This is a genomic window from Enterobacter sp. SORGH_AS_0287 (assembly GCF_031453695.1).
Classification (GTDB): Bacteria; Pseudomonadota; Gammaproteobacteria; order Enterobacterales; family Enterobacteriaceae; genus Enterobacter; species Enterobacter ludwigii.
Genome location: NZ_JAVIZW010000001.1, coordinates 2,273,290 through 2,293,737, shown reverse-complemented (window position 1 = coordinate 2,293,737; position 20,448 = coordinate 2,273,290). Strand labels below are relative to the sequence as shown.

Sequence of the window (20,448 nt, the reverse complement as noted above, 5' to 3'; positions counted from 1 at the left end):
AGCCCCGTCCTCGAGCGCACACAACGCGTGGCATGGTTGTTTTATGAGCGCGCTTCCCACAGCGCGGCCACTACGCTATTGCAAATGCAAATAGTTATCAATAATATTATCAATAAAATTTTTCCTGAAACAAAAAAGACTGATAAACATGAGGTTATACGGGTGACGGGGTTAAAAACGGGAAGTGAAGCCTGGTGGCAGTCGAAAAACGGACCCGAATGGACCCGCGAGAAGGGGCACTATCGCGTCACTTTCTGGTGGCGTGATCCGGCAGGAACGCAAAAAACCTCGCCGCTAAAACGCGTCTGGCTCTACATCACCGGCGTGACCGATCACCATCAAAATGCCCGTCCGCAATCCCTTGAGCGCATTCCTGATACTGACGTCTGGCAGTGGCAGGGCGCGTTCACCCCGCAATGGCGCGGCAGCTACTGTTTTATCCCCTCAGTGAACGAAGATGATTTTGCTGACGCGGTCTTCCACGGCGAGCAACCCGATCGTTTGGCGCTGCGTGAAGGCTGGCGAAAGTTGCTCCCCGCGGCAATGGCCGATCCGCTAAATCCGCAAAGCTGGCGCGGCGGACGCGGGCATCCCGTCTCGGCGCTCGAAATGCCCGAGGCCCCGGTTCAGCCCGGCTGGAACACGCCCGCAACGCCCGGCAACGCGCCCGTCTGCTTTGAATGGGAAAGCGTGCGTCTGAATAACCGCCGCCGGGTGTGGGTTTTCACCACCGGTGAAGACAGCCCGGAGCGGCCGCTTGCCGTACTGCTCGACGGTCAGTTCTGGGCCGAAAGCATGCCCGTGTGGTCTCCGCTAACCGCGCTGACAAACGCGGGCAAACTGCCGCCTGCCGTCTACGTCTTAATCGATGTGATCGACATGGCGCATCGCAATCACGAGTTACCCTGCAACCCGGATTTCTGGCAGGCGGTGCAGGAGGAACTTCTCCCGCGGGTGAACAGCCGCACTCCGTTCAGCGACCGCGCCGACCGAACGGTAGTCGCGGGTCAAAGCTTTGGCGGCCTCTCTTCACTTTATGCCGGGCTTAACTGGCCCGAGCGCTTTGGCTGCGTATTAAGCCAGTCCGGCTCCTACTGGTGGCCGCACCGTGGCGGTCAGCAGGACGGGTTGCTCATCGAACAACTTAAAGCGGGCGACCTCACCGCGCGCGGGCTGCGTATCGTTCTTGAGGCCGGACGCAATGAGCCGCTCATCTTCCGCGCGAATCAGGCGATCTACGCCGAACTGCACCCGCAGCAACCGGTTATCTGGCGTCAGGTTGACGGCGGACACGACGCGCTTTGCTGGCGCGGTGGGCTGACGCAGGGGCTGATGACCCTCTGGCAGCCGCTTATTCACTAACGGAGTCTGTATGGAATTCAGCAACCCTTTCGATAATCCGCAGGGTCAGTTTGCGATTTTGCGTAACGACCAGGGACAGTACAGTCTGTGGCCGCAGCAGTGCCAGCTGCCGGCGGGCTGGCGCGTGGTCTGTGAAGCGCAGTCTCAGGAAGCCTGTCAGCAGTGGCTCGCCGACCACTGGCAAACCCTGCAACCGTCTTATTTTGCGGGAGAGAAAGCATGAACCGTCTTCCCCTTGTCGCCGCCCAGCCGGGTATCTGGATGGCGGAGCAGCTTTCCTCCCTGCCAAACGCCTGGAGCGTGGCGCACTACACCGAGCTGAAGGGCAATATTGACGCACCGCTGCTGGCAAAAGCCATTGTTGAAGGGATGCGGCAGGCCGACACCCTGCGCATGCGTTTTGTGCAAGAGAATGGCGAGGTGTGGCAGTGGGTGGATGACGCTATGTCACTGCCTGAACCGTCCGTGGTTTGCGCCGAATCCCATGACGCGGCGATGGCCTGGATGGCAGCGGATTTAAACCAGAACCTGCGTGTGGACAGCGGTCAGCAGCTGGCGTTCCATCAGCTGATTCAGGTAGGCGAAGGGCACTGGTACTGGTATCAGCGATATCATCATCTGGTGGTGGATGGCTTCAGTTTCCCGGCGATTACCCGCCAGATCGCCGCCATTTATCACGCATGGCAAAACGGCGAGCCCACGCCCGCGTCGCCGTTTACCCCTTTCGCCGAGGTGGTGGAGGAGTACCAGCGCTATCGCGACAGCGAAGCGTATCAGCGCGACGGGGCGTTCTGGGCGGAGCAGCGTAAGCAGCTTCCTTCCCCGGTCTCGCTGTCGTCGGCACCGCTGCCGGGCCGTGCGGCGACCACCGATATTCTGCGTCTGAAGGTGACGGCTGACCGCCGCGCCTTTACCCGGCTTGCTCAGGCGGCGGGGCCGGTTCAGCGTACCGATCTGGCGCTTGCGCTGGTGGCGCTGTGGATCGGGCGTCTGACCGGACGGCTGGACTACGCCGCCGGGTTTATCTTTATGCGCCGAATGGGATCGGCGGCCTTAACGGCAACCGGTCCGGTGCTGAACGTGCTGCCGCTGGCGGTGAACATTGCCCCGCACGAAAGCCTGCCTGCTCTGGCGCATCGTCTGGCAAATCAGCTGAAAAAAATGCGTCGCCATCAGCGTTATGACGCCGAGCAGATCGTGCGTGACAGCGGACGTGCCGCGGGCGATGACGCGCTGTTTGGCCCGGTACTGAACGTCAAGGTGTTTGATTATCAGCTGGATATGGATGGCGTGGACGCCATCACCCATACGCTGGCCACTGGCCCGGTCAATGACCTTGAACTGGCGCTGTTCCCGGACGAGCAGGGCGGCCTGAGTATTGAAATCCTTGCCAATAAGCAGCGCTACGATGAAGCGACGCTAACGCGCCACGTTGCACGCCTGAACGCCATGCTGATGCAGTTTGCTGCCAACCCGGATTTGCGCTGCGGCGAAGCAGAAACCGTTTCAGAGCAGGAATACCAGCAGCTGGCGCGTATCAATGATACCGGGCTGGCGCTACCGTCAACCACGCTGGCTCAGCTGGTGGCAGACCAGGCGGATAAAACGCCGGATGCCCCCGCGCTTGCTGATGCGCACATCGAACTGAATTACCGCCAGATGCGCGAGCAGGTGGTGGCTCTTGCGACATTACTGCGGGAACGCGGCGTTAAGCCTGGCGACAGCGTGGCGGTAGCCCTGCCGCGCTCGGTGTTTCTTACCCTGGCGCTGCACGGCATCGTGGAGGCGGGCGCCGCGTGGTTGCCGCTGGATACCGGTTACCCGGACGATCGTCTGCGCATGATGCTGGAGGACGCGAAACCGTCCCTGCTGATCGCCTCTGACGATCAGCTTTCGCGCTTTCGCGATCTGCCGGTCCCTGTATTTAGTTACAACACACTATTACCCCCTGCGGGCAGTGAACCGCTGCGGCTGGCAAAGCCGGCGCACACGGCGTACATCATCTTTACCTCAGGCTCAACGGGACGGCCAAAAGGCGTGATGGTAGGGCATACCGCCATCGTTAACCGCCTGATGTGGATGCAGGATCACTATCCGCTGGACGCGCATGACGTGGTGGCGCAAAAGACGCCGTGCAGTTTTGACGTCTCGGTCTGGGAGTTCTGGTGGCCCTTTATCGCCGGCGCGAAGCTGGTGATGGCCGAGCCGGACGCGCACCGCGATCCGCAGGCGATGCAGAACTTCTTCGCGCATTATGGCGTGACCACGACACACTTTGTGCCGTCGATGCTGGCGGCATTCGTTGCCTCGCTGACGCCGGAAAATGCCGACAGCTGTCAGACCCTGAAGCAGGTGTTCTGCAGCGGGGAAGCGCTGCCGACAGAACTGTGTCGGGAGTGGGAGCACCTTACTCATGTCCCGTTGCATAACCTTTATGGTCCAACAGAAGCGGCGGTGGACGTGAGCTGGTATCCGGCGTCGGGTCCGGAACTGGCGGCGGTGGCGGGCAACAGCGTGCCGATTGGCTTCCCGGTGTGGAATACGGGGCTGCGCATCCTGGATGCGATGATGCGTCCGGTGCCGTTCGGCGTGGCCGGTGACCTCTATCTTACCGGGACCCAGCTTGCGCAGGGGTATCTCGGTCGTCCGGACCTGACCGCCAGCCGCTTCATTGCCGATCCCTTTGCACCTGGCGAGCGGATGTACCGCACCGGTGACGTGGCGCGCTGGCTGGATAACGGCGCGGTGGAATATCTGGGCCGCAGTGACGATCAGCTGAAAATTCGTGGTCAGCGTATCGAACTTGGTGAAATCGATCGTGCGATGCTTTCGCTGCCTGACGTGGCGCAGGCCGTAGCGCACGCGTGCGTCTTTAATCAGGCGGCGGCAACCGGGGGTGATGCCCGACAGCTGGTAGGGTATGTCGTCTCCGGGTCCGGCTTGCCGCTGGACCGCGATGCGCTGCTGCACTCGCTTAAAGCTCAATTGCCGCCCCATATGGTGCCGGTGGTGCTGCTGCAAATCAGCGCGCTGCCGCTCTCTGCCAACGGAAAGCTTGACCGAAAGGCGCTTCCGTTGCCGGAATTGACCCGCAAGACGTCCGGGCGGGCGCCAGACACAGACGCTGAAGTGGCCGTCGCGCAGGCATTTTCTGCCCTGCTCGGCTGTGAGGTGAACGACATCGATGCCGATTTCTTCGCCCTCGGCGGTCATTCCCTGCTGGCGATGCGCCTGGCCGCGCAGCTCAGCCGGACGTTTGCCCGCAGGGTCACGCCGGGGCAGATTATGGTGGCCTCGACGGTCAGCATGCTCAGCGCGCTGCTGGATTCATCGATGAATGACGAACAGGCACAGCGTCTGGGCTACGAGACCCTTCTGCCGCTGCGTGAAAGCAACGGTCCGACGCTGTTCTGCTTCCATCCGGCATCCGGCTTTGCCTGGCAGTTTAGCGTGCTGGCGCGCTATCTCAGCCCGCGCTGGTCAATCACCGGCATTCAGTCGCCGCGTCCGGAAGGGCCGATGCAGCAGTGCGCTACGCTGGACGAGGTGATCGAACGTCATCTGCAGACGCTGCGCGCGCAACAGCCGCAGGGGCCGTATTATCTGTTCGGCTACTCGCTTGGCGGCACGCTGGCGCAGGGCATTGCGGCCCGTCTGCGCGAGCAGGGTGACGCGGTGGCGTTTCTCGGCTTGCTGGATACCTGGCCGCCGGAAACCCAGAACTGGGCAGAGAAAGAGGCCCATGGTCTCGATCCGGACGTACTGGCAGAAATCGAACGCGAGCGTCAGGCGTTTATCGCCGCGCAGCAGGGGCAAGGCTCTGGCGAGCTCTTTAACGCCATCGAAGGGAATTACGCCGATGCGGTCCGCCTGCTGACAACGGCGCACAGTTCACGGTTCGACGGTAAAGCGACGTTGTTTGTTGCCGGGCGCACGCAAACGCTGGATCCGCAGCAGGCCTGGGCGCCGTGGGTGGGGGAACTGGAGGTTTACAGCCAGGATTGCGACCACGTGGATATCATTTCACCGCAGGCGTTTGAGACAATAGGACCGGTGCTGAAGGCGATATTGGGGTAGCGGTTTCCCCTCACTCTCACCCTCTCTTCCAGGAGAGGGTGAGGGCATCAGACTGCACGCTTGCCCAACGGCACCACCAGCGGCGTACCGGTCACGGGATCGTCGATAATCATGCAGCGCATGCCGTAGATCTGCGCGATCAGATCCGGCGTCACAATCTCTTTTGGCGCACCCTGCGCCACAATTTCGCCGTCGCGCAACGCAATCAAATGTGTGGCATAGCGGCATGCCTGATTTAAATCATGCAGCACGGCCGCCAGCGTATAGCCCTGCGTGCGGTTCAGCTCGCTCAACAACTCCAGCAGATCGATCTGATGGCTGATATCCAGCCATGTGGTTGGCTCGTCCAGCAGCATGATGGCGGTTTCCTGCGCCAGCACCATCGCAATCCACGCCCGCTGGCGCTGCCCGCCGGAGAGCGTATCCACGCTTTGCCGGGCCAGATCGGTAATGCCCGTCGCCTGCATCGCCCGCTTCACCGCCTCATCATCCTCTTTACGCCAGCGAGTAAACAGCGGCTGATGCGGATAGCGCCCGCGTGAGACCAGTTCCTGCACCGTGATATCCCCGGGCGTGGTGGCGTTTTGCGCCAGCAGGCCGATACGGCGCGCCACCTCTTTGCTGGCAAAGCGCTGGATCTGCTCACCGTCGAGATACACGCAGCCCTCAACCGGCGTCATCAGGCGGCTGAGGGTGCGCAGCAGGGTCGATTTACCGCAGCCGTTCGGGCCGATAATCGCCGTAAAATGGCCGTCCGGGATAGCCACCGTCAGGTCACGGGCAATGATTTTTTTGCCATAGCCGAGGGTTAAGTGTTCGCCGCGCAAGCGGGTTGTGCTGTTTGTCATTTCTTGCGTGACTCCTGAACTAACAAGACGATGAGATAAATCCCGCCGAGACTGACGGTCACGACGCCTACCGGAAGTTGATAAGGCATAAATAACCGCTGGGCGCAGAGGTCGGCGGCCAGCAGTAACGCTGCGCCACACAGCGCCGCCTGGGTTAATCCCCAGCGCGCCGTGCCGCTGATGCGCCGGGCAATGTGCGGTGCAACCAGCGCGATAAACGAGATCGGCCCGGCGATGGCGGTGGCGGCAGCGGTCAGTAACACTGCCACCAGCATCAGCATCAGGCGCGAGCGCTCAACGCCCACGCCCAGCGCGCAGGCGCTGTCATCGCCCATCTCCAGCAGGAGCATCCGGCGTACCAGCAACACCGCGCCAATAAACATTACCAGGATCAGCGGGGCAGCGGGCCAGGTTTTGCCCCACGTCAGGCCATTGAGCGAACCGGCATACCACAGCCCGGCAGAGAGCGCGGTGTCGAGCGAAGCCTGCAGCAATAGCCAGGTGTTGAAAGCCATTAACATGGCGCGAATGCCGATACCGATAATGATCAGGCGGAAGGTGTCGATACCGTTGCGCCAGGCCAGCGCCCAGATAATGAGCGCGGTGACTATCCCGCCGGTCATCGCGGTGAACGTGATGGCCGTCAGGTGCTGACCAAACAGCACCATCGCCACCAGCACGCCGCTCCAGGCGCCGGTGTTCAGCCCCATCACGTCCGGGCTGCCAAGCGGGTTGCGCATCAACGACTGAAAAATGGCACCGCTGACGCCGAGCGCCGCGCCCACCAGAATCGCCATCGCCACGCGCGGCAGTCGCCACTCGGTGACCACCAGGGTGACATTGCGCGGTGCACTGCCAAGCAGCGCGTTAAAAACCTGCGCGAAATCGAGCGTGACCGCGCCGCTGCGCAGGCTCCAGACCGCCAGCATCAGAATGACGACGGCCAGCAACGACACGCTGGTGACTAAACGTCGGGACGGGGCCATCATGCGCCACCTCCGCGTTTACGTCGCACAAGGAAGATCAGCACCGGTGCACCGATAAACGCGCTTACCACCGAGACGCGCAGTTCACCAGGCACCAGCAGGCGACCCACAACATCCGCGAACAGCAGCAGGGCTGGGGTAGCAAGCAGCGTAACCGGCAGCGACCAGCGGTGATCGGCACCCACCAGCCAGCGTGCCATGTGGGGCATCATCAGGCCGATAAAAGCAATGGGGCCGACTACCGCAGTTGCGCTGCCGCACAGTACGGTGATCGCGACAAGACCCGTTAGCTGCGTGCGCGCCACGCGGTTGCCGAGCGCGGTTGCGGTGTCGCTCCCGAGGCTCAGGCTGTTGAGCGCCCGGCTTAAACACAGCGCGACGGCGGCGGCGATGACGACCGGGATCACCACCACTTTTAAGGTTGCCAGGGTGCGGATATCCAGCGAACCGGCCTGCCAGAAGCGCAGCTGGTCGTAAACATCCGGGTTAAGCAGGGCGATGCCGTTGGATAACCCTTCCAGCACGGCGGCAAGCGCCACGCCCGCCAGCGTCAGGCGTACCGGACTCAGCTGTCCGCCACCCTGGCTACCGGTAAACGCCACCACCAGCGACGCCGCCAGCGCGCCGCAGAAGGCCATCACCAGTTGTTCAGACGGAGAGGTAAAACCGAAGAGCGCCGCGCCAAGCACAATCGCAAAGCTGGCACCGCTGTTTACCCCAAGAATACCGGGGTCGGCCAGCGGGTTACGGGTGAGCGTTTGCATTAAGGCACCGGCAAGACCCAGCGCACCCCCGGCCAGCAGTCCGGCAAGGGTACGGGGAAGGCGGGCATCGAGCACGATGGTGCAGTCGGCGCTCTGACAGCTGCCAGTGAGCGCATCGACAATAACGGACGCGGGCAGCGGCTTCGCGCCGACCAGCAAACTGAGTGCAATCGCAAGGATTAACAGTAGCAATAACACGGGCACGGCAACGGCGCGCACCGCGGAAGAGGAAAACGACATAGCAACATCCATGATTTGATAATGATAGTGATTATCGTTATCTATCTTATTTGGCTATGTTAGCATGTGCGCCAATGGAATTGGTAGAAATACACTCAAGGCCTTGTCATGAATCAAAAATCCTGGCTGCTCAACCTCAGCCTGCTGAAGACGCACCCCGCATACCGCGCTGTCTTTATCGCCCGTTTTATCTCCATCCTCTCCCTCGGCCTGCTTGGCGTTGCCGTGCCGGTGCAGATCCAGTCCATGACCCACTCCAGCTGGCTGGTGGGGCTTTCGGTTACCTTAACCGGTGGGGCGATGTTTATCGGCCTGATGGTGGGCGGCGTGCTGGCGGACCGGTACGAGCGTAAAAAACTGATCCTGCTGGCACGCGGCACCTGCGGCGTAGGCTTTATCGGGCTGTGTCTGAACGCCATGCTGCCAGAGCCGTCACTGATTGCCATTTACGCCCTCGGTCTGTGGGACGGTTTTTTTGCGTCACTCGGCGTCACGGCGCTGCTGGCAGCCACGCCCGCGCTGGTCGGGCGCGAAAACCTGATGCAGGCGGGGGCAATCACCATGCTGACCGTGCGCCTCGGGTCGGTAATTTCACCGATGGTCGGTGGCCTGCTGCTGGCGACCGGCAACGTGGCGTGGAACTACGGGCTGGCGGCGGCGGGCACCTTTATCACTACGCTCACGCTCCTGCGTTTGCCGCGCCTGCCGCCTCCGCCACAGCCGCGCGAACATCCGCTGACATCACTGATAGCCGCGATCCGTTTTCTGTTCAGCAATCCGTTGATAGGTGGCATTGCGCTGCTCGGCGGTCTGCTGACGATGGCCAGCGCCGTACGCGTGCTTTACCCGGCGCTGGCGGGCGTGTGGCAGATGAGCGCGTCGGAAATCGGCGTGCTGTACGCGGCTATTCCGCTCGGCGCGGCATGCGGCGCGTTGACCAGCGGTAACCTGGCGCAGAGTGCGCGTCCCGGGCTGATCATGCTGCTGGCTACCCTGGCGTCGTTTATTGCGATTGGTTTCTTCAGCCTGATGCCGGTATGGGCGCTGGGCGTAATGTGCCTGGTGATTTTTGGCTGGCTGAGCGCCATCAGTTCATTGCTGCAGTACACCCTGATCCAGACCCAGACGCCGGAAGGGATGCTGGGGCGTATCAACGGTCTGTGGACCGCACAGAACGTGACGGGCGATGCCATTGGCGCGGCTATCCTCGGCGGGCTGGGGGCGATAATGACCCCGGTGGCTTCAGCGAGCAGCAGCGGCTTTGTCCTGGCTATGCTGGGAGCGATATTGCTGGTGGTCCTGGTTGAGCTGCGTCGGTTCAGGCAGGAGGTTGTGTTGAACGACAGTGCGGCCTGACGCGTTCACACCGGCCCTCTCACCGAGAGGGCCGGGTTAGCCTCTTACCTGAACTGTGCGTCTAAACGCTGCAGTACCCGCATTGCACTGTAATAATCCAGGCGGAACGTCTCTGTTCCCAGTGCCCAGACGCGCTTGTTCTGCACGGCTGGAAGGTGCGCCAGCAGCGGATTGGCGTAAATCGCATCCACATCTTTCTCATCTCCGGCAAACAGGAACAGCCCTTCGCCGTTCAGCCCGGTCGCCAGATTTTCCCCGCCTAACTGAATAATATCGTGACGCTGACCCTGGCTTTTGGAGGTGTGCAATCCGGCAGGCAGTTCAGCCAGCGTAAAGCCCAGCTGCTGCAATAACTGGCCCTGAGCGGATTCCGTCGTCCACAGGTTTGCCGAGTGTGCGGCGGCGGTGTAGACGATGGCGTTCACCGGCTGCGGCGGTAATGTCATCTGCTGTTTCACCTGGGCAAGCTGCTTATCAAACGCGGCGATGCGCTCGGCGGCCTGTTTTTCCTGACCCGTGATTTTGCCGAGCTGTTTTAGCAGCGCCTGCCAGCTTTTGTCGTCGTAGTTAATAACAAGCGTCGGCGCGATAGCTGAAAGCTGGTCATACAACGCCAGCGCCGAATCCCCGCCGGTGGCGCTGATCAAAATCAGGTCCGGCATCTGGGCGGCCACCGCTTCGGCGCTCGGCTCGCCAATGTACAGACGCGCAAGCTGACGCTGTTTCGCAATATCGCCCCACTGGCGCAAGAATCCCTGCCCATCCGCCACGCGGTTGTTGGGCGTGGTGGCGCCGCTGGCAATAACCGGCGCGTCAATCGCCAGCAGGGAGCCGGTCAGGGTCACGCTGGTGGAGACGATGCGCGTCGGTTTGTGCTCAAGCGTATGCACGCCGCGGCTGTCTGTCACCTGACGCGGCCAGTCGGCGGCAAGCGCTGAGGTAAGTCCTAAAACAAAAAGTCCAATGAAAAGCAGGGGATTACGGCAGACGGCAAGACATTTCACAACGTGGCATCCTGTTTCTGTTGAAGTTAATGCTTCTCATTTTCATGTTTGCGATGACGGGATGCAAGCGTTACCCGAAGAAGATGTTTGCTCTGCGGTTGACAGCGACGCGATGTGAGATTAGGTTAGCGAGCGTAAATATAAATGATAATCATTATTACTGCCTTTATCATTTTAGGAGGATGAAATGGATACGTCCCTGGCTGAGGAAGTTCAGCACACCGCCAGCACGCTGCAATCAGACAGCTTTTTCTTTATGTCGCCTTACCGCAGTTTTAACACGTCCGGCTGTTTTTCCCGCTTCTCAGAATCCGCCGTCGGGGGTGACGATCCGGCAGGACAGTTTCAGCAGAAATTAGCCCAGGCTTTCCGCAACGCAAAAGCCAGCGGCATTGCCCATCCTGTGATGGTGGGTGCCATTCCGTTTGATACCCGCAAGCCGTCGTCTCTGTTTATTCCGCAACGCTGGCAGACCTTTTCTCGCCCGGCGCGTCAGCAGTCCGCCCGCTATGTTGCCGGCTCACAGGCGCTGAAGGTGGAAAAACGCACCGAGATCCCGCCGCAGCCGGTATTTGAAGAGATGGTCGCCCGCGCGGCTGCCCTCACCGCCACGCCGCAGGTGAACAAAGTGGTGCTGTCGCGCCTGATTGATATCGTCACCGACCAACTGATTGATAGCGGTGCACTCATGGAGCGGCTGATCGCCCAGAACCCGGCCAGCTACAACTTCCACGTACCGCTGGAAGACGGTGGCGTGCTGCTCGGCGCAAGCCCGGAACTGCTGCTGCGTAAAGAAGGGGCGCATTTTAGCTCTCTGCCGCTGGCAGGCTCCGCGCGTCGTCAGCCGGATGACGTGCTGGATCGTGAGGCGGGCAACAAGCTGCTGGCGTCCGAAAAAGATCGTCACGAGCATGACCTGGTGACCCAGGCGATGAAAGCCATTCTCAAACCGCGCAGCCATCACCTCAGCATGCCGTCCTCCCCACAGTTGATCACCACCCCCACGCTCTGGCATCTGGCCACGCCGGTGGAAGGTGAGGCGCGTGAAAACGAAAACGCGCTGACGCTGGCCTGCCTGCTGCACCCGACGCCAGCCCTGAGCGGTTTCCCGCATCAGGCTGCTAAGGCGTTGATCGCCGGGCTGGAGCCGTTCGATCGCGAGCTGTTCGGCGGCATCGTCGGCTGGTGTGACAGTGAAGGCAATGGCGAATGGGTGGTCACCATCCGCTGCGCACGTCTGCAGCAGAATACCGTTCGCCTGTTTGCCGGCGCGGGCATTGTCCCGGCCTCTTCACCCGTGGGCGAGTGGCGTGAAACCGGCGTAAAACTCTCCACCATGCTCAATGTTTTTGGTTTGCACTAAGGAACACTCATGACCCTTCCCTTTACCCGTTGGCCCGAGGATTTTGCCCGGCGCTACCGTGAAAAAGGCTACTGGCAGGATCTGCCGCTGACCCACATCCTGACGGATCAGGCGAATAACGATGCGGTGGCGATCGTCGACGGTGACCGTCGCATAACGTACCGCGAGTTTAACCAGGCCGTGAATAACCTGGCATCGCGGCTGCAGGCGTTGGGGCTTCATCGCGGTGAAACGGCGCTGGTGCAGCTTGGCAACGTGTGCGAGTTTTACATGACCTTTTTCGCCCTGCTGCAGGTGGGCGTGGCGCCGGTCAATGCGCTCTTTAGCCATCAGCGCTCGGAGCTGAACGCCTACGCCGCGCAGATCAAACCTGCGCTGCTGATAGCCGATCGCGAGCACGCCCTGTTTGCAGGGGATGACTTCCTCAATACTTTTGTCGATGAGCACCGTTCGGTACGCGTCGTGCTGCTGCGCGGCGACAAGGGTGAACATGCGCTGGACGCGGCGATTGCGCATCCGGCAGAAAATTTCATTCCGAACCCGACCCCTGCCGACGAAGTGGCGTTCTTCCAGCTCTCGGGCGGGAGCACCGGCACGCCGAAGCTGATCCCGCGTACGCATAACGACTATGACTACAGCATCCGTCGCAGCAATGCGATCTGCGGGATTACCGCGGACACGCGTTATCTGAATGCGCTGCCAGCGGCCCATAACTACGCCATGAGCTCACCCGGCTCGTTAGGCGTCTTTACGGCGGGGGGCTGCGTGGTGCTGGCAAACGATCCGAGCGCCACGATCTGCTTCCCGCTGATAGAAAAACATCAGATCACGGTTACCTCGCTGGTGCCCCCGGCGGTCAGCCTGTGGCTGCAGGCGATTGCCGACGGTGCAGGGAATGCTCCGCTCTCATCGCTGACGCTGCTGCAGGTCGGTGGGGCGCGCCTGTCCGCGTCGCTCGCGGCGCGTATTCCGGCAGAAATTGGCTGCCAGCTGCAGCAGGTGTTTGGTATGGCGGAAGGGCTGGTGAACTACACCGCGCTCGATGATACGCCGGAACGCATTATCAATACGCAGGGGCGCCCGATGTGCCCGGATGACGAAGTGTGGGTGGCGGACGAGCACGGTAATCCGCTCCCGCGCGGTGAAGTCGGGCGTCTGATGACCCGCGGGCCGTATACCTTCCGCGGCTATTTCAACAGTCCGGAGCACAACGCCAGCGCCTTTGATGCGGACGGCTTTTACTGCTCCGGGGATCTGATCGCCATTGACGAACAGGGCTACATCACCGTTCAGGGACGGGAGAAAGATCAGATCAACCGCGGCGGCGAAAAGATTGCCGCAGAAGAGATTGAAAACCTGCTGCTGCGCCACGACGCGGTGATCCACGCGGCCCTGGTGAGCATGGAGGACAGCCTGCTGGGTGAAAAGAGCTGCGCGTATCTGGTGGTGAAAGAGCCACTGCGTGCGGTGGAGGTGCGCCGCTTCCTGCGTGAGCAGGGCGTTGCAGAATTTAAACTGCCGGACCGCGTGGAGAGCGTTGATGCGCTTCCGTTAACGCCCGTCGGCAAAGTCGATAAGAAACAGTTGCGCCTGTGGCTAGCTGAACGCGCCCGGGGCTAAGGAACAGAGTATGGCCATTCCACAATTAACCGCTTATGCGCTGCCGACGGCCGCAGACCTGCCAGACAACAAAGTGAACTGGGCGTTTGAGCCAGAACGTGCCGCGCTGTTGATCCATGATATGCAGGAGTATTTCCTGAACTTCTGGGGCGAAAACAGCCCGATGATGGCCCAGGTGGTCGCGAATATCGCCAGACTTCGCGATTACTGCAAGCAACACAATATTCCGGTTTACTACACCGCGCAGCCGAAAGCGCAAAGCGATGAAGACCGCGCCCTGCTGAACGATATGTGGGGACCGGGGCTGACCCGCTCACCAGAGCAGCAGCGCATTGTGTCTCAGCTGACACCGGATGAAGCCGATACGGTACTGGTGAAGTGGCGCTACAGCGCGTTCCACCGCTCGCCGCTGGAGTTGATGCTGAAAGAGACGGGACGCAACCAGCTGCTAATCACCGGGGTTTACGCCCATATTGGCTGCATGACGACCGCTACAGACGCCTTTATGCGGGATATCAAACCGTTCTTTATCGCCGATGCGCTGGCCGATTTTACCCGCGATGAGCACCTGATGTCCCTGAACTACGTCGCAGGGCGCGCCGGCCGGGTGGTCATGACGGACGACCTGCTGCCGTCCATTCCGGCCACGAAAGCGGCGCTGCGTGACATCATCCTGCCGCTGCTGGATGAATCAGATGAGCCGATGGATGACGAAAACCTGATCGACTACGGTCTGGACTCGGTGCGCATGATGGCGCTGGCCGCCCGCTGGCGCAAAGTGCACGGCGACATCGACTTCGTGATGCTGGCGAAAAATCCCACCCTCGACGCCTGGTGGGCGCTGCTCTCCCGCGAGGTGAAGTGATGGCGGGGTTCGATTTTACCGGCAAAACCGTCTGGGTAACGGGCGCGGGTAAGGGCATCGGTTACGCGACGGCGCGGGCGTTTGTTGAAGCGGGCGCGCAGGTCACCGGATTTGATCTGGCCTTCCCGCAGGAAGCGTATCCCTTTGCCACCGAAACGCTGGACATCGCGGATGCCGCACAGGTCCGCGAGGTGTGCGGGCGCGCGCTGGCAAGGCTTGAGCGTCTGGACGTGCTGGTGAACGCGGCGGGAATTCTGCGTATGGGCGCGACCGACCAGATTGCGCAGGAGGACTGGCAGCAGACCTTCGCGGTTAATGTCGGCGGGGCATTTAATCTGTTCCAGCAGACGATGGGCCAGTTCCGTCGCCAGCAAAGCGGGGCGATTGTCACCGTGGCGTCTGACGCGGCCCACACGCCGCGTATCGGCATGAGCGCCTACGGTGCGTCGAAAGCGGCGCTAAAAAGCCTGGCGCTGACCGTCGGGCTTGAGCTGGCGGGCAGTGGCGTGCGCTGTAATCTGGTGTCGCCCGGGTCAACGGATACCGATATGCAGCGCACCCTGTGGAAAAGCGACGATGCTGAGCAGCAGCGTATTCGCGGCTTTGGCGAGCAGTTCAAGCTCGGTATTCCGCTGGGCAAAATCGCCCGTCCGCAGGAGATTGCCAGCACGGTGCTGTTCCTCGCCTCCGATGCTGCCAGCCATATCACGTTGCAGGATATCGTGGTGGACGGCGGCTCCACGCTGGGGGCGTAGATGATCTGGAAACGTCACTTATCGCGTGAAGAAATGAACGCCACCAGTCTGAACTCCATGGTGGCGCATCTGGGCATCGTCTATACCCGCATCGGTGACGATACGCTTGAGGCCGAAATGCCCGTGGATGCGCGTACCCATCAGCCGTTCGGTCTGCTGCACGGCGGGGCATCGGCGGCGCTGGCGGAAACGCTGGGGTCGATGGCCGGGTTTCTGATGACCCGCGACGGACAAAGCGTGGTGGGAACGGAGCTGAACGCAACGCACCATCGCGCGGTATCGCATGGGAAGGTGCGCGGAGTGTGTCAGCCGTTGCATCTTGGGCGAACCAGCCAGAGCTGGGAGATTGTGGTGTTCGACGAGCAGGGACGGCGGTGCTGTACCTGCCGGTTGAGTACCCAAATTTTGGGCTAGCGTTGCACGGTCAACATCCCTCTCCCCGCTGGGGAGAGGGGGAAGGCTTACAGCATTGAAATCACCCGCTTCAACAAGCGTATTCTCGGCGCAATCGACGCTTTATCCAGCCACTCCGCCGGGCTGTGGAACCCGGCACCGATCGGCCCCAGCCCGTCCAGGGTCGGAATGCCCAGCGCGGCGGTGTGGTTGGCATCACTGCCACCACCGACCGCCTGCCAGGTAATGGCTATTCCTTCCGCCTGACCTGCCGCTTCAACCTGCTGCATCAGCGCCTGCGTGGCTTTACTCGCTGCCATCGCCGGTTTGTGGTTCACGCGCGCCAGCGAGGTCGTGACGCCCTCTAAAAAGCCTTTTTCACACAATGCCTCCAGCGCCTGGTTCACCCGGCTGTACTCATCGTTTTCCCAGAAACGCACGTCCAGCTCGGCAACGGCTTTATCGGCCACCACGTTTGCCGCGCTGCCGCCGTGGATCACGCCGACGTTGAGCGTGGTGCCACGTTCCTGGTCGGTCAGGGCATTAATGGCAATAATGCTGTTTGCCAGGGCGGTTATCGCCGAGCGGCCTTTCTCCGGTTCGTTACCCGCGTGTGCCGCCACGCCGCTGAACGTCAGGTGATAGCCCGCCATCCCTTTGCGAGCCTTCACCAGCGAACCGTCGGCGCGCGCGGCTTCGCATACCAGCACGCAGCGGGCGCGTTTTGCCAGTTCGCCAATCCATTCGTGTGAATAGACGGAGCCGGTCTCCTCGTCGGGATTCATGGCGATCGCAATGGCCAGACGATCGCGGTCGGCTGCGTCCAGATCACGCATCGCCCACAAGATATTCAGCAGGCCGCTCTTCATATCCGATACGCCAGGGCCATAAAGACGGGTGGCGTCCTCGCTCAGCGGACGCTCGGCGACGGTGCCGGGGGCAAATACCGTATCAAGATGGCCGACCAGCAGAACGTCGAACTGTGCCGCCTGTGGCTTATTACTGACGAATACGCCCGGGCCAACCTTGTCGCCCAGATTGACCCGTTCGGTGTGCCAGCCTTCGCGCTGCCAGAGCGTTTCAATAATGCCAGCCACGGTTTCGACGCCTGCGACAGTACGGGTGCCGCAGTCCACGTTCACCAGGGTTTTCAGCTCTTCAATATAATGGTCAAGGTTCATAGTAACGTCCTGTTCAGAGAATAATGCGCATCAGCAGCATGGCTAAGAAGGCGTTGATGACCGAAATGGCAATCATCAGCGGAATACGTTTGGCGCGGGTGCCGATCACACCCAGAATGCGGCCGAGATACTGCACCTGTGAGCCCATCAGATAGATAGCAGGTGCCAGAATCGCCAGGTGCTCGCCGGTAATAATCCCTTTATCAAACAGGCCGATCGCCACGCCGATCCCACCGCCCATCGACATCCAGCCGCCAATCAGCACGGCAGCCGCTTCACCCGGCAGGCCAAACAGGCCCATCAGCAGGGAGAAGATCATCCCCAGCCCTTTCAGTGCCCCGGTAATTTCCAGCGCCTTGATGATGATAAAAGCCATGACCACGTTGGGCAGGGTGCTGCCGGTGGCAATACTCCAGCCCTTGCGTGCGCCTTCGACAAACACATCGGTAATCACGGGATGAGATTGTGGGGCACTCATACGGTCTCTCCTTGTGTCGGTTGTTGCTCAGGGGCATCTTTGCCGATGACGGTCAGGATCAGGCGCAGCAGATTCGCGCCGACAATCTTCATGATGAACATCACGGCGATGCAGGCACCAATGGAGGTCGGCACCGCGGCCGTCCCGTCAACGGCGACCAGGGTAAAGAGGATGGCACCAGAGGAGAAAAAGTTGGTGATCATCGCCCCGGCGGAGAACTGGAACATGGCGAAAACGTCTTTCTCTTTTTCGCTAATCTGCCCTTCATCGGACAGGTTGCGGGTGAGGGATGCACCCACATCGGTGCTCTGCAGGCTGCCAATCAACGCCAGCCCGGTGGTGCCCGGAATACCCAGCAGCGGGCGCAGCAGCGGCGTTAACAGCTTACGGGCTGCACGCAGCGCACCATAGTGCTCCAGCACGTTGATCATCCCGAGCGCAAACATCACGGCCGGAATTAAACCGAGCGCAAAGAGAAACCCGTCCATTGCGCCACTGCCGCCGGTACCGCGAAAGGCGCTGGTGGCGGTAGTCAGGGTGCCGTCTTCAAGGCTGGCCTTGCTGACCACCTTGCCAAACGCACCGTTGAGGGTGGTGAAATCAAACACGCCGTACCACTCTTTTCCGCCCAGCAGGCCAGAGAAGAAAACGGCTGCGAATGCCAGCGCAACGTACGCGCCGGGCCCGACCTTGAGATCCTGAGGTACTGAACTGTTCATATCCTTTTCCTTGTATGCACGCGATTGCGCAGGGTCATTCTGGCGAGGTTTCGAGCAAAAAAAATGATACAAATCATTTCGTAAGGCGGTGTCGGGACGAAAAAGGCAAAAGTGTGACCCGTGGCGGCAGGGGTGTTTCAGCGGAAGGTGATCGGCTTAACAATGTGGTGTAAATGTCTGGTTTGACCACGCATTATTGCGTTTCAAAGTTGTTAAATTTTGAGCGTTGTTCTAGAAACAAAATGTAACATCTCACTGTTTCACAACAACGGACAACAACTATGAACAACTCAGGGAAATACCTTACGTGGGCAGGGCTCTCCGTTGTGGGAGCATTTGCCCTGGGCTATATCGCCCTCAACCGGGGGGAACAGATCAACGCGCTGTGGATCGTTGTCGCCTCGGTTTGTATTTATCTGATCGCGTACCGTTTTTATGGCCGCTATATCGCGAAGACGGTGTTAGGGGTCGACGGCACGCGCATGACGCCTGCGGTTCGTCATAACGACGGTCTGGACTATGTGCCTACCGACAAGAAAGTGCTGTTCGGTCACCATTTTGCGGCGATTGCCGGCGCGGGCCCGCTGGTGGGGCCAGTCCTGGCGGCGCAGATGGGTTACCTGCCGGGGATGATCTGGATCCTCGCGGGCGTCGTACTGGCCGGTGCGGTGCAGGACTTTATGGTGCTGTTCGTCTCCACCCGCCGCGACGGACGTTCGCTCGGTGAGTTGGTGAAAGAGGAGATGGGAGCCACGGCCGGGGTGATCGCCCTGATCGCGACCTTTATGATCATGGTGATCATCCTCGCGGTGCTGGCGATGATCGTGGTGAAAGCGCTGACCCACAGTCCGTGGGGAACCTATACCGTGGCCTTTACCATTCCGCTGGCGCTGTTTATGGGGATCTACATTCGCTACCTGCGTCCGGGACGCATTGGTGAAGTGTCGGTCATCGGCCTGGTCTTTCTGGTGTTTGCCATTATCTCCGGCGGCTGGGTGGCTGAGAGCCCGACGTGGGCGCCGTTCTTCGATTTCACCGGCGTACAGCTGACGTGGATGCTGGTAGGGTACGGATTTGTGGCGGCGGTGCTGCCGGTGTGGCTGCTGCTGGCCCCGCGCGATTACCTCTCCACCTTCCTGAAAATTGGCACGATTGTGGGGCTGGCAATCGGCATTTTGATTATGCGCCCGACGCTGACCATGCCTGCGTTGACCAAATTTATTGATGGCACCGGCCCGGTCTGGACCGGCAACCTGTTCCCGTTCCTGTTTATCACCATCGCCTGTGGCGCGGTATCTGGCTTCCACGCGCTGATTGCCTCCGGTACCACGCCGAAAATGCTCGCCAATGAGAATCAGGCCTGCCTGATTGGCTACGGCGGCATGCTGATGGAATCGTTCGTGGCGATAATGGCGCTTGTCTCGGCCTGTATTATCGACCCGGGCGTTTACTTCGCGATGAACAGCCCAATGGCGCTGCTGGCACCGGCCGGCACCGTTGACGTGGTGGCCTCTGCCGCGCAGGTGGTAAGCGGCTGGGGCTTTGCCATTACCCCTGACACGTTGACCCATATCGCCAGTGAAGTGGGCGAGCAGTCAATTATTTCCCGTGCGGGGGGCGCGCCAACGCTGGCGGTGGGCATGGCGTATATTCTGCACGGCGCGCTGGGCGGGCTGATGGACGTGTCGTTCTGGTATCACTTCGCCATTCTGTTTGAAGCGCTGTTTATTCTGACGGCGGTGGATGCAGGAACGCGTGCGGCACGCTTTATGCTGCAGGATCTGCTGGGGGTGATTTCACCGAACCTGAAACGTACCGATTCATTACCGGCGAACCTGCTGGCAACGGCGCTGTGCGTACTGGCGTGGGGATATTTCCTCCATCAGGGCGTCGTCGATCCGCTGGGAGGGATTAATACCCTGTGGCCGCTGTTTGGTATTGCCAACCAGATGCTGGCGGGCATGGCGCTGATGCTCTGTGCGGTAGTGCTGTTCAAGATGAAGCGTCAGCGTTATGCATGGGTGGCGTTACTGCCGACCGCATGGCTGCTGATTTGTACCCTGACGGCAGGCTGGCAGAAAGCCTTCAGCCCGGACAACAAAGTGGGCTTCCTGGCTATCGCCAACAAGTTCCAGGCGATGATCGACAGCGGTAAGATCCCGGCGCAATATACGGAATCGCAGCTGTCGCAGCTGGTGTTTAACAACCGTCTGGACGCCGGGCTGACCATCTTCTTTATGGTGGTGGTTGTGGTGCTGGCGTTGTATTCTCTGAAGACTGCACTGGCGGCGCTGAAAGAAGACAAGCCGACGGCAAAAGAGACACCGTATGAGCCAATGCCTGAGAACCTGGAAGAGATTGTGACCCAGGCGAAAGGGGCGCATTAATCGCTCAACCTCACCCTCTCCCCGCCGGGGAGAGGGGATAAAAGACGAGA

17 protein-coding genes are annotated in these 20,448 nt (G+C 60.7%); 10 read left to right on the top strand and 7 right to left on the bottom strand.

The genetic code is table 11. The features are described 5' to 3' along the window. The first annotated feature begins 162 nt into the window (after positions 1–162). Genes fes through entF form a run of 3 tightly spaced genes read left to right on the top strand, consistent with a single transcriptional unit; the run spans position 163 to position 5,439 of the window. Positions 163–1,362 carry an enterochelin esterase gene (fes, locus tag QE396_RS10925; RefSeq protein WP_032670659.1) on the top strand — a complete coding sequence of 400 codons (1,200 nt, stop codon included), beginning with the start codon at positions 163–165 and terminating at the stop codon, positions 1,360–1,362. A 10-nt stretch (positions 1,363–1,372) separates the two neighbouring features. Further along, positions 1,373–1,585, top strand: a complete 213-nt coding sequence (locus QE396_RS10920; RefSeq protein WP_014169063.1) for an MbtH family NRPS accessory protein — start codon at positions 1,373–1,375, stop codon at positions 1,583–1,585. Next, positions 1,582–5,439 (top strand): enterobactin non-ribosomal peptide synthetase EntF, encoded by a 3,858-nt coding sequence (gene entF, locus QE396_RS10915; RefSeq protein ID WP_309951016.1) that lies wholly within the window; start codon positions 1,582–1,584, stop codon positions 5,437–5,439. The genes QE396_RS10920 and entF overlap by 4 nt, the downstream gene beginning before the upstream one ends. A 47-nt stretch (positions 5,440–5,486) precedes the next feature. On the opposite strand, the gene fepC is transcribed toward entF, so the two are convergent. From fepC to fepD, 3 genes are read right to left on the bottom strand one after another with little or no spacing between them, the layout of a single operon-like run. Then, on the bottom strand, positions 5,487–6,287 hold the full coding sequence (gene fepC, locus QE396_RS10910) for an iron-enterobactin ABC transporter ATP-binding protein (RefSeq protein ID WP_078774889.1): 801 nt from the start codon (positions 6,285–6,287) through the stop codon (positions 5,487–5,489). Beyond that, entirely contained in the window at positions 6,284–7,273 is a 990-nt protein-coding gene (gene fepG, locus QE396_RS10905; protein ID WP_309952622.1) for an iron-enterobactin ABC transporter permease, read from the bottom strand. The genes fepC and fepG overlap by 4 nt, the downstream gene beginning before the upstream one ends. Beyond that, the gene (gene fepD, locus QE396_RS10900) at positions 7,273–8,277 is read right to left on the bottom strand and encodes a Fe(3+)-siderophore ABC transporter permease (RefSeq protein ID WP_032677660.1); all 1,005 of its coding nucleotides are present in this window, start codon (positions 8,275–8,277) and stop codon (positions 7,273–7,275) included. The genes fepG and fepD overlap by 1 nt, the downstream gene beginning before the upstream one ends. Positions 8,278–8,385: 108 nt before the next feature. On the opposite strand from fepD, the gene entS reads away from it, so the two are divergent. Then, positions 8,386–9,633 carry an enterobactin transporter EntS gene (gene entS, locus QE396_RS10895; RefSeq protein ID WP_020885028.1) on the top strand — a complete coding sequence of 416 codons (1,248 nt, stop codon included), beginning with the start codon at positions 8,386–8,388 and terminating at the stop codon, positions 9,631–9,633. Positions 9,634–9,677: 44 nt separating this feature from the next. Here entS and fepB read toward each other — a convergent pair whose 3' ends face one another. Beyond that, positions 9,678–10,637 carry a Fe2+-enterobactin ABC transporter substrate-binding protein gene (gene fepB, locus QE396_RS10890; protein ID WP_020885027.1) on the bottom strand — a complete coding sequence of 320 codons (960 nt, stop codon included), beginning with the start codon at positions 10,635–10,637 and terminating at the stop codon, positions 9,678–9,680. 187 nt (positions 10,638–10,824) lie between these two features. Between fepB and entC the strand changes: the two genes are divergently transcribed. The 5 genes from entC to entH are packed head-to-tail and all read left to right on the top strand — an operon-like array spanning position 10,825 to position 15,654. Then, positions 10,825–12,000 carry an isochorismate synthase EntC gene (gene entC / locus QE396_RS10885; RefSeq protein WP_020885026.1) on the top strand — a complete coding sequence of 392 codons (1,176 nt, stop codon included), beginning with the start codon at positions 10,825–10,827 and terminating at the stop codon, positions 11,998–12,000. Between the two features lie 9 nt (positions 12,001–12,009). After that, complete coding sequence (gene entE / locus QE396_RS10880) at positions 12,010–13,620, top strand: (2,3-dihydroxybenzoyl)adenylate synthase EntE (protein WP_020885025.1); 1,611 nt, start codon at positions 12,010–12,012, stop codon at positions 13,618–13,620. A 10-nt stretch (positions 13,621–13,630) separates the two neighbouring features. Next, the gene (locus QE396_RS10875) at positions 13,631–14,485 is read left to right on the top strand and encodes an isochorismatase (protein ID WP_014169072.1); all 855 of its coding nucleotides are present in this window, start codon (positions 13,631–13,633) and stop codon (positions 14,483–14,485) included. Then, the gene (gene entA, locus QE396_RS10870) at positions 14,485–15,240 is read left to right on the top strand and encodes a 2,3-dihydro-2,3-dihydroxybenzoate dehydrogenase EntA (RefSeq protein WP_020885024.1); all 756 of its coding nucleotides are present in this window, start codon (positions 14,485–14,487) and stop codon (positions 15,238–15,240) included. Before QE396_RS10875 ends, entA begins: the two co-directional genes overlap by 1 nt. After that, a complete protein-coding gene (gene entH / locus QE396_RS10865) occupies positions 15,241–15,654 on the top strand; it encodes a proofreading thioesterase EntH (RefSeq protein WP_014169074.1) in 414 nt (137 codons plus the stop codon). It begins immediately after the preceding gene. A 47-nt stretch (positions 15,655–15,701) separates the two neighbouring features. Here the strand turns inward: entH and QE396_RS10860 are convergent, their stop codons facing one another. The 3 genes from QE396_RS10860 to QE396_RS10850 are packed head-to-tail and all read right to left on the bottom strand — an operon-like array spanning position 15,702 to position 18,011. Then, positions 15,702–16,814: a M20 family metallopeptidase gene (locus tag QE396_RS10860; RefSeq protein ID WP_020885023.1), complete on the bottom strand. Its 1,113-nt coding sequence runs from the start codon at positions 16,812–16,814 to the stop codon at positions 15,702–15,704. Positions 16,815–16,827: 13 nt separating this feature from the next. Continuing rightward, positions 16,828–17,292 carry a YjiG family protein gene (locus QE396_RS10855; RefSeq protein ID WP_309951003.1) on the bottom strand — a complete coding sequence of 155 codons (465 nt, stop codon included), beginning with the start codon at positions 17,290–17,292 and terminating at the stop codon, positions 16,828–16,830. Next, the gene (locus QE396_RS10850) at positions 17,289–18,011 is read right to left on the bottom strand and encodes a nucleoside recognition domain-containing protein (protein ID WP_020885022.1); all 723 of its coding nucleotides are present in this window, start codon (positions 18,009–18,011) and stop codon (positions 17,289–17,291) included. The genes QE396_RS10855 and QE396_RS10850 overlap by 4 nt, the downstream gene beginning before the upstream one ends. Before the next feature lie 281 nt (positions 18,012–18,292). Between QE396_RS10850 and cstA the strand changes: the two genes are divergently transcribed. Then, entirely contained in the window at positions 18,293–20,398 is a 2,106-nt protein-coding gene (cstA, locus tag QE396_RS10845) for a pyruvate/proton symporter CstA (RefSeq protein ID WP_014169078.1), read from the top strand. The last annotated feature ends 50 nt before the right edge of the window (positions 20,399–20,448 follow it).